This is a genomic window from Crocinitomix catalasitica ATCC 23190, from assembly GCF_000621625.1.
GTDB classification, from domain to species: domain Bacteria; phylum Bacteroidota; class Bacteroidia; order Flavobacteriales_D; family Crocinitomicaceae; genus Crocinitomix; species Crocinitomix catalasitica.
In genome coordinates, this window is sequence record NZ_KK211318.1 from 332,137 (window position 1) to 341,964 (window position 9,828).

The window sequence follows — 9,828 nt, forward strand, 5'->3', positions numbered from 1 at the left end:
GAGTTACTTGCTTTTTTAGTGATGTTTCAGCGAGAATATCCTTTAGTAAGGTTATTTGACTGCAATAAAAGCTACAAAAAGTGTAAGCTAGGTCCCTTTAACTTTTGTAAAGGATGTATCTTTACCATACCTTAATTGAGTATAACGGCAGTTTGTCTAATAACCCTAAAAATAAGTAATATATCAGACTTAATACACAACGTTTTAAGCCGTTTTAAATTTTAAGTGATAATAATTGAGTTGCTGAGCAAACTGGCTTATTTCGTTTGAAATCAGTTTTACCGCCCTTGCAATTCGCCAATAAAACAAGCCAAGTTTCTTGAGGTAATCTTTCAAAATTTCGGGGTCGATTATGTTCATTATCCTTTTGAGGGTGTAAGCTGTAAACATCAGATTCATCCAAGCCGTGGATCACCCAGAAAACTATTACCTAACTAAATTGAATACCCATGCTAATAATAAACGTAAACTACCCAAAAAACATGTGGACGCAACCTTTATTGCCTTAAAATAAACACGAACCACAACGGAAAATAAAAATCTACTTAATGCCAAAAATCAAGTCAACTTTTAGTGAAATATTACAATTTAAGGACTCAAATCATACCTTTAAAACACCGAAATGGAAAAGCCATTTTTATTGAAAATACACAGTAAGGTGAAATTCTGCAAAGTCAGAGCGTAGCGGCTTAGTGCAACAGCGAAAAAATCAGTGGGGCGCCCTACGCCCACTTGATTTTGGGTTCTAATTGTTGTATGTCGTTTTCTTTTCAATACCTTGCTTATTATAAGTTGACCTTCTGTACAAATTTCCTTCCGAGTCATAAAATTCATAAAGTACCAAAACACCATATTTATATCTGTATTTTTTGAAAATTTGGCCATCTTTTCGCCATAACCAGAGACCATGTCGGTGTCCATTCTTATAGTAACCAAATATTTCGGGTTTTTCTCTTGCCCTCCAATAAGATTTGACAGAATTTCCGTTTTTGACAAATACAATTCCATTTGAGTCGATTTGAGTCCAGTTCAACTGCCCTTCACTTGTATTAAATAATTCTTGTTTTAGACTTCCATTCTCATAATAATCTTTTCTATAGCCTGTGGTCAATCCTTTATTCCAAGTTGTAATAAATTCTAACTGACCATTTGGATAGAAGCTGATTTTTGAAAACAGAGTGTCAGAAAATACTTCATATTTTGAACGTATATTACCACTATCATAGTAAAAGATCGATTTTATGATTTTGTCATTACTATAAGTCAAGACACCTTTAAGTGTCTTGTTTTCGTGATAAATTGTATCAATTCCATTTTTCGGAATATGCACATATGGGTTAGTATTCAGTGCAATTAATTTCTCATTTTTACCTAACAGAATTTGTGCCGAAGAAATCTGATCGGGAATTGCTTCGTAATTTAAGATTTCTGTCGGCTGATATCCTTTAAATGATAAGTTAATTTTATAGATTCCTGCGTTGAATAAAATGCCTTTAGTTACACCAATTAATATAGAGTCTTTCTTTTCAAAATCATCTTCATTCGCTATAACTATTGAAACGTAATTGTTGTCATTAGCATCAGATTGTTTCTTATCACACAAATCGATTTTTAAATAAAGAGTAGCTACAGTTGTATCAGAATACCCTCCATAATCAAACCATAGTGTACTATTATCGCATTGTGCGGAAGCCTTCATTGGAGTAAATAACACCAATATTAAAATTAAATATGTATAAAATTGTAATGACATACAACGGTTGAATAAAAATAGGCATTTATGCCGAACAGCTCTGCTGTAATTTTTATTTTGTGTTAGCCTATGTTTTCAATCTGGGTATAATAGAGATTTTAAATGTTCGAATTCACTTTGTTGTCCAAAGAGACGAGTGTCTATTTCAGAACCGATAATCTGATATTGAGAGCATGTAAAACAAATCTGAACTATTCCTTTAACTTCTTTTTTCTTTCTAAAAATGAGAATATCTCTAAAGGTAGGCAGACATTCTGCAACTCTTGTTAGGTCTGTAGAGCGATATTGAAAAATTTCAGTTAGTTTACTGAAACTCTTTTTTCTTATCTCATTTCTTATAAAACCTGAGTCAAATAGTTTTTTAGCTAGTTTAGAATCTAGTATATCAGGTAATGTTTCAAACAAACAATCAGGATATCCTTTATCTTCTTGGTTCTTGGACGACCAGAAATCATGCGACTCTTCCTTGGTGATATTGTATTTAAAATGTAAAACTTGAGTATAGTCTTCAAAAAATGGATAACCTTCTTCAGGATGCGTTTGATTCATTTGGACCGAAAAACAGATTAAACAAATAATTCCTACTAAAGTGATTTTCATATAATGGTTATAGAGGCTAACGTTTGAGTAAAAATAGGCATTTATGCCGAACAGCTTTGCTGTATTTTTTACTTGTTGTTATGCTTTTGTTTTTCATTCCAAGGTATACTATTCATCTTAAATTGAGTCGCAAATGATTATGTTTGAATTACTGTTTATCAATGCTTTTTTCAATTCTATTGACTTAGAAAAAAAGTATCCTCCATTAAACATTGTATTAGATTCTGGCCCAGCTGGTCCATTCCATTTTCCATTTGGGCCATTCATGTATTCATCCCAATATTTTATAATTATATTAACTTCAAGTTCGACTAATTCATTTAGTATTTTAACATTTCTTGATGAGTTCTTTATTGCTTTTAATTCATCATGTTCTTCTTTGGAAAAACTTTGCATATTCCATACAGCAATTAGTTTACCCGTAAGTAAAATCATATAATCTAAAAATTGAATGAAGTCGTCTGCTTTAATATTAGCACTTGAATCACTTCCAGTTCCAGTTTTGATTAACGGAAATTCATCTTCATAATTAGAGAGTTGCCACATAAAACTGTAGGCATCATCTCTACTCAAATCGAGCACTTGTTCTATTCCAAAATCAGTTAAGTATACATTGAACTGATCCTCCTTACCATATGTTCTTTCCTCTGAATAATTTTCATCAAGCCATCCTATAATTTGATTAAGTTCCTTTGGGAAAATACGATTAAAATCAGTTCTAACTTTTCCAATAATCTCATCAAAGGTCACAGTGTCTTCAATTTGGTTATGTTTTTCAAATAATAAATTCCAATGAGAGATATATTTTTTAAAATTTGCACTGTTTGTGACTAAATGCGGATGCAGTTTTTCTCTAGCCTTCGCGCTATTCAAAGTATATATTTCTGTATCTCTTCCCATTTAATCATATAAAGCATAACGTTTGAATAAAATTAGGCATTTATGCCGAACAGCTTCGCTGTGATTTTTATTTTTTGTTAGCATTTCGTTTTTCTTCTTCTATTTTTTTATATCCACATTCCTCTAGAGACAGGGTATCTTTTTTGTCAGGGAAGTAGGCAAGTGACTTGTCATAATCCGCAATTGCATATATACCACCTGTCCTTTTATAAATAATATGTTTACCTACTTCTTTGTTTTTTATAAACAATCCTTCATACCATATATCCCCATTTACAAATGGTGTTTTTATATAAATTGAATCAAAGGGGCTACTAAATCCTTTAGGGTTATAAATGTACATTTCATCAGATGCTGGGTGGGCATACCACATTAAAGTATCATTTCTGAAGTAGGTCGTTAACATAACTTTTTCATCCTTTCTGTCTCCGTAGTAAGTTCTGAAATAGCCATGTTTTTTTCCTTTTTTATAATAACCGTCCTTTTGCATTCCTTCCCAATTCATAAAATATCCATCCAAGGTATCGTTAGCGTAATTCATTATACTTACAACGTCGTTATAGCGGTTTCTGGTAATTATTTCACCCTGTTTTATCGTTTCATTGATGTCAGATTTAGCATAGGTATTCGTATTAATAGTATCAATGTCGGTTTTAATAGTATCTTCTTTTGTTGTATTCAATTCTAAAAGTGTCTTTTTGGTCTTTGAATTACCTTCGCTGACCTGTTCTTTTTCAGAGCTTCTAGAACAGCTGAAAATTGATATGATAAGTGCGAGTATAAAAATTTTTCTTGTCATCATATGAATGCTAACGGTTGAGCAAAATTAGGCATTTATGCCGAACAGCTTCGCTGTAAATTTTGCTTGTTGTTACCAACTGTTTTTCAATTTATCAATGTCTTGCTTTCCTATTATAGCTATTATCTGAACTGTATCATTCGAAATCCGAAAGAAGATCGTGTCTACTCCACAAACACATTTTCTGTATCCTTTTCTTATGTGGTCTACAGATTCAAAAGCAAAAGGTTTTTTTGTAATTGATTCAAAGTAGTCATAGAACTCATTAAAATATTTATCCGCTTGTTTTTCACCAAACTTTTTAGTTCCGTATTGATGAATCCTTATCAAATCGTCTTTGGCCGATTCACTTAAAATGTATTTAATCATTCATTTGCTTCTTGGATTCAGCAAGTATTTGTTCCTTAGAATCATTAGTAAACCCACTTTTTTCCGCTCGTTCTAGTTTTGCAGCAATCCAATCAATTTTTGCTTGTTGTTTTCGAGCTTGACGAATCAGGTCATTTACTAATTCACTTTTGCTTGAGTATTCTTGGGCTTCCACTTGTGCCTTGAGCCACTCTTCATTTGGTCCCGTAAAAGAAATGCTTTGTCTTGACATAATAACAGTTTGGTGTAAATATACATCAAATTCGAACCAATATCAAGTTTTTTTGAGTTATACAGCAATAGTTGGTAACGTTTGTGTATGGTGTCGTAGTATCCCGAAGGGTGCTATGCACTATACATATTGTTGTGCATTCGTTTTATATTAATATTTCCTCAATTCGATTTGCCATTGAAGGATTGTTAAAGCTTCTCATGTTGTTTATTCCTCTGACCATTTTGTTAAATTCATTAATGTACCCTCTAACATCTAGTGCAGTTCGCACTTCTGGAGAAGCTTCATGTATACCACTTTCTCCAGAAATTTTATTATGAACATCCATTAATAAATCATAATCAGCTTCGCTTATTTCCCTTATGTCCCTCCATTCTTTTATTAAATCATTATTCTTATACACTTTTCGTTTTATATCACCTAAGACGAAACGTTCGAAGAAATTATTGATAGTCGTTCTTATATGCTTATCAGCCTCCCTAATATCTCCAGCGAGTAAATTTGACCTCAATATTTCAATCCTCTTATCCCAATCAAGAGAAAGGAACATTACTTCTTCATTTATTGATCCTGGTTGAAGAATATGTTCAATTTGATAGTAGGAGCAACATTTATGAGTCAAGTCAGATTGTGAATTGAATCCAGTACATTGTTGTTGTTCGGATTCATTTTTGCAGATTTCACATTTACCCTTGTGTAGTGGAGAACCACCTAGTGATTTTTGTATTAACCTGTGGTAAAATTCGAAATTATGAGTGAATACAATTACTTGATAAGATTTACTTAAATCGATTATTTTGTCAACCAGTTTATAAATATTTACTTGGTCTAAACTTGTGATAGGATCATCAAATACTAAGATTTCATTGTCATCGAAATCTAATTCCGTTAGCCAATCACAAAGAGAAAAAACTTTAGCTTCACCTTCGCTGAGTATTGATGATATTTCAAATTTACGTCCGTTTGAATCTATTTTACCGTCTATTTTACTTAACCCACTCGGGTTAGAAAATGAACGAATAATTTTTTCTCTTTTTGCTAATTCAAAGTAATCTAGATTTTCATTAAACTTAGAAACGTAGTTATTCCTAATTAAATCACCTTCGACTCGGCCTTTATCTCTTGAAACTTTAGATTTAATTCCTTGGAACGTTGAATATGATTGATTGTATTTCTGGTGATTCTCTAAGGTTTCAATAAGTGCTTTTACCAAAGCTCTTTGAGCGATACAAAACTCAATGTCTTCGATTTTATTTAAGTCATTCTGTGCTTCCTTTCGAATTTTTTCAATCCCTACTGATTGCTTTTTTAGAGAGTTTATTTGAGATGTGAGTATTTCCTTTTCAGATTTCACAATTTGATATAACAATTCGTTTGCTACCCATGAATCATATACTGATGAAGGTTCTTTAGTTAAATCTGAAACTTCTTGTTTTAGCCCTAAAAGTTCTTTTTTAGAATTAACTATCGTTTGGAGATTATTTAAATCAACAATAGATTTGGTTTGAATATCCCAAACTTGATTGATATCACTGAATTCAATTGTCTCTGTTTGTTTTACTGTAGATTTTTCAATTCTTATTACATACTCCTCAATAGTTTTAGATAACTTTTGAATTTCTGTGCTTACTTCATTGTCAATTAATTCATGAAGATTCTTTATCAAAGATTTATTTTCTTCTTCTAAAGTTTGATTACAGTAAAAGCATTTATCGACATCTGAGGGGTAGTTTGTAATACCAAAAGTCAATGCAGTTTCCGCAATCTTTTTTAGAAGTGATACATAATCATCTTGATGCAGTTTTGGATTAAATAACAACTGATACTTTTCAAATTGAGTAAAATCAACGCTTTCTTTTAAGGATGAAAGTTTAATAATGTTGTTTGTAATTTGCTCCAGTTGGGCATATATGTGCGTATTTTCAAGAGTGAATGAAATTGCCTTATCAAGGGTTTGAATCTTAGATTCTAAAATGGCAGTTTTGTCTAATAATTCTTGAATTGATAAATTGGATTTCTGAATATAATTTGGCTTTTGCTCAATATCTTCAGAAGAGAGTTCAACCGTATGTAACTCTTTACATTTCTCTAAGATTAAGTTTTTGTTAGTTTTATTATTAGTTAAAAAAGCTTTGATAGCATCTTCTTTAGATAGTTTTAGTCCATTAATAATAATGTTGAGCTTTCCTTCAAAATCTGAATCTAACTCAGAAAGTTTGGAGCTAACCTTAGACTCAACTTGCTCTATAGCATTACGAAACTTCTCGTAGTATTCCAACTTATATCTATCAATACTCCAGCCAGTATCTCTTTTTGAAAGTGAAGAGCTTAGAATTTCACCGTCACAAAATTTAACAAGTGAACTATACCTAGAACCAGCAGTCCAATTGATAATTTCTGCATTATCAGAAAAATTATTAGTACTTCCTTTCTTCTGCCATTTTAAATGAGAGTCCTTATTTCGAAATTCTATATTTGCACTTGGTGCATTATCATTCGTATTGTAAATGTTACCTACAATAGCTTGATTGCTATGAAAAGCATCTTTTAAAATTTTATAATAGCTACTCTTTCCGCTACCGTTTTTACCGTAAATAAGAGTGAGGTTTGGGCTAAATTCAATTTTTTTATTGTTATATAAGCCTCCTATATTTTCATTTTCTCGCAGTTGGAACAAGCTTTTGTTTGAATGACTTATATCTTCAGAAGCTACATTAACTTCTACATCTTCAATAACTTCATTCGAATGAATATCTTGAAATGCTGAATCAATATCGCTTTGTGCTATAGTTCCACTTAAACACAATTGATTCTTTAATAGACTTATCCATTTTACTCCGTTAAAATTTAATTTGGCTAATTCTTCAATAGCGTTACTCATAATATGGTTATTTTAGTTTTCCCGATTTTGCATCAAACGGTTTTAAAACCTTTTTGCCATCCAATTCTGTAAAGTGCCCTTTTTGTTCCAATATTTTATCTAATAATCTATATAAGCTTCTAGTTGTAAATAAATCTTCACCATTTGTAAGTTTTCTAAGAAGAGAATTAAAATATGGAGCAATAATTTCATTATCCCTTTTATCATTTTCAGTTGGTTTTGACTTAATTCCAACAATTATTGGTTCCTCTTCTGGCTCCCATTGAATTAGTTCAACAACACCAACTCGTCTTGTCTCAATTGATTTTTTGTTTAAAGTAATGTGAGCTTTTAAAACTCTATAGAATTTCTCGGGAAATGTTTTTTCATTTTGCAACCTATCTATTGACCAACTTATCACGTGAGGGCCAGTAGGAATAATAACCGAAGGGCTAGTGTCAGAACAGTCATAATCATCATCATGCAGTTTAAATGTAATTTCATTTCTATTAGGTTGCATAACCAGAGCATCAGAAAGATGATGAGTACTGTAGAGTTTTATTGTAGAAGTCTTCTTATCAACTGAAGCTATAAAAAAAGGTAATTGTAATTCAGTCAACCATTTTACTTGGTCATCTTTATAAGTTATTGAAGATACAGAGGAAGATTTTATTTGCACGAAAAATGAGTCTTCAACAATATAATTATACCTGTCAAAGTCTCTAATCAAGGTAGCTAAAATATCTATTCCAGCATCTTCAGTTCTCGGAATTGGAGCAACTAGTGACACATACTGAAGAAGCAATGAGCCTAGTTCTTCTGAAAGGTCACCTGATCTTATATTTTTCCCTTTAAATCCAGGCATTTGTTAAATTTCAGTTTTTATGATAATGATGCACAACGGTTGAATAAAAATAGGCATTTATGCCGAACAGCTTCGCTGTGATTTTTATTTTTTGTTAGCATTTCGTTTTTATGTATCCAAAGTTATTTCATCCCATTTCAAATTTGGATTGGTAATCCATCTCAGTGCAAAATCTCTCTCTGCAATTACACTTTGGTTATAATGGTTAGGGACTCCTTGTTTATTTCGTCTTTCTCCTCTGGAGCACCAATGAAGACGATACAGAAAATCTGCCTCATCAAGTGTTTCCTTGCTTGCCCTTTGATTTGATTCATTAAGGAATTTTTCTAGTGAAGGATACTTCCCAATTACTTTATCACTTAAATCCACGAGAGTATTGTCTTCTACAGGGTCATCTAAAGATGGTAATTCATTAATTGACCAGTACAAAACTTTAAGAACCTCTGTTCGCCAAGTCAAGTCAATAATATCTTGTTCGCTACTTTTATTATCAACTAGGAAGTTCTGCTCTATTGGGCTCAAAGAACTCCACAATTGAACATCTTTCAAAAAGTCTACAGATTCATCTCTATTCGAACCTTTGATTCCTCTTGCAATATTTACAACCTCCCAAAGACTTACTATTTTTGATCTAATTTCTTTACTACATCTAATTTTATCAGATTCGTTTTCTATTGTTGCGGGAAGATTTGGATTGAAGTCAATTCCAAGTGCAGCAAGCCTATTTTCAGAACGTTCTTTTCTGCTTTTCTTATTTTTTTCTTGTGTTTTACTATTTGTAAAAAATTTCACACTTTATATTTTCTATGAATGCTAACGTTTGAGCAAAATTAGGCATTTATGCCGAACAGCTTTGCTGTAAATTTTGCTTGTTGTTAGGTTTAGTTTTTCTTTATTTTTAATAGTTCCTCAGTCGCTTCGCTTGCCACCTTCGTTCGACTGCAAATGTCCGTTCGATACACGTTTAACAATTCCTTTTTTTTGCGTCCAAGTTTTTCTTGAGTATACTTTACTTTATGCTCTTTCTTTGCATAAATCAAGTACTGTTTCCCAATTTCAAAAGTAAACCCGCAATCGCCATTCCCCATACCAGTTCTGACAACAATAGTGTCACTTCGTATTTTTCCTTTTAGATTTTCTTCCACAACAATGCTATAGTCTACTAACTGTAGCGAAAACATATGAGAATTGTTTTTCCAATCTTTATAAGTTTCGGAAGAGTCTGTCCTGTCATTCTCAACGGCTAGATCATACAAGTCTCTAGCTACAGTCGTATCAGACCAAATTCGGACTAATTTAGATTCAATAACAGTGGCAACAACTGTAATATCGGACACTTTTAACTCCTGCTTTATTGTGTTCTTCCCAATACAGGAACAAGCATAGACATTAGCAGTCGATATCAATATTGCTATTAGTAGAATCCTTTTCATAATTAAACCTAACGGTA

At 32.1% G+C, this 9,828-nt stretch carries 10 protein-coding genes; all 10 read right to left on the bottom strand.

The window, feature by feature from the left end:
• Positions 1–745: 745 nt before the first annotated feature.
• Positions 746–1,753 (bottom strand): toxin-antitoxin system YwqK family antitoxin, encoded by a 1,008-nt coding sequence (locus tag T367_RS0119975; protein WP_027421410.1) that lies wholly within the window; start codon positions 1,751–1,753, stop codon positions 746–748.
• Positions 1,754–1,828: 75 nt separating this feature from the next.
• Positions 1,829–2,353, bottom strand: a complete 525-nt coding sequence (locus T367_RS0119980; RefSeq protein WP_157454332.1) for a hypothetical protein — start codon at positions 2,351–2,353, stop codon at positions 1,829–1,831.
• 117 nt (positions 2,354–2,470) lie between these two features.
• On the bottom strand, positions 2,471–3,253 hold the full coding sequence (locus tag T367_RS0119985; protein WP_027421412.1) for a hypothetical protein: 783 nt from the start codon (positions 3,251–3,253) through the stop codon (positions 2,471–2,473).
• A gap of 67 nt (positions 3,254–3,320) precedes the next feature.
• Positions 3,321–4,055, bottom strand: coding sequence for a hypothetical protein (locus T367_RS0119990; RefSeq protein WP_169736093.1), 735 nt, complete (start codon positions 4,053–4,055; stop codon positions 3,321–3,323).
• Positions 4,056–4,124: 69 nt separating this feature from the next.
• Positions 4,125–4,421, bottom strand: a complete 297-nt coding sequence (locus T367_RS0119995; protein ID WP_027421414.1) for a type II toxin-antitoxin system RelE/ParE family toxin — start codon at positions 4,419–4,421, stop codon at positions 4,125–4,127.
• Positions 4,414–4,653, bottom strand: a complete 240-nt coding sequence (locus T367_RS0120000; RefSeq protein ID WP_027421415.1) for a ribbon-helix-helix domain-containing protein — start codon at positions 4,651–4,653, stop codon at positions 4,414–4,416. Before T367_RS0120000 ends, T367_RS0119995 begins: the two co-directional genes overlap by 8 nt.
• A 145-nt stretch (positions 4,654–4,798) precedes the next feature.
• Positions 4,799–7,534, bottom strand: a complete 2,736-nt coding sequence (locus tag T367_RS23350; RefSeq protein ID WP_035846590.1) for an AAA family ATPase — start codon at positions 7,532–7,534, stop codon at positions 4,799–4,801.
• A gap of 7 nt (positions 7,535–7,541) precedes the next feature.
• The gene (locus T367_RS0120010; RefSeq protein ID WP_027421416.1) at positions 7,542–8,378 is read right to left on the bottom strand and encodes a hypothetical protein; all 837 of its coding nucleotides are present in this window, start codon (positions 8,376–8,378) and stop codon (positions 7,542–7,544) included.
• Between the two features lie 108 nt (positions 8,379–8,486).
• On the bottom strand, positions 8,487–9,170 hold the full coding sequence (locus T367_RS0120015) for a DUF4272 domain-containing protein (protein ID WP_027421417.1): 684 nt from the start codon (positions 9,168–9,170) through the stop codon (positions 8,487–8,489).
• A gap of 89 nt (positions 9,171–9,259) precedes the next feature.
• Positions 9,260–9,828, bottom strand: a 569-nt coding sequence (locus T367_RS0120020) for a hypothetical protein (RefSeq protein WP_027421418.1), incomplete at its 5' end; no start/stop codon positions are given.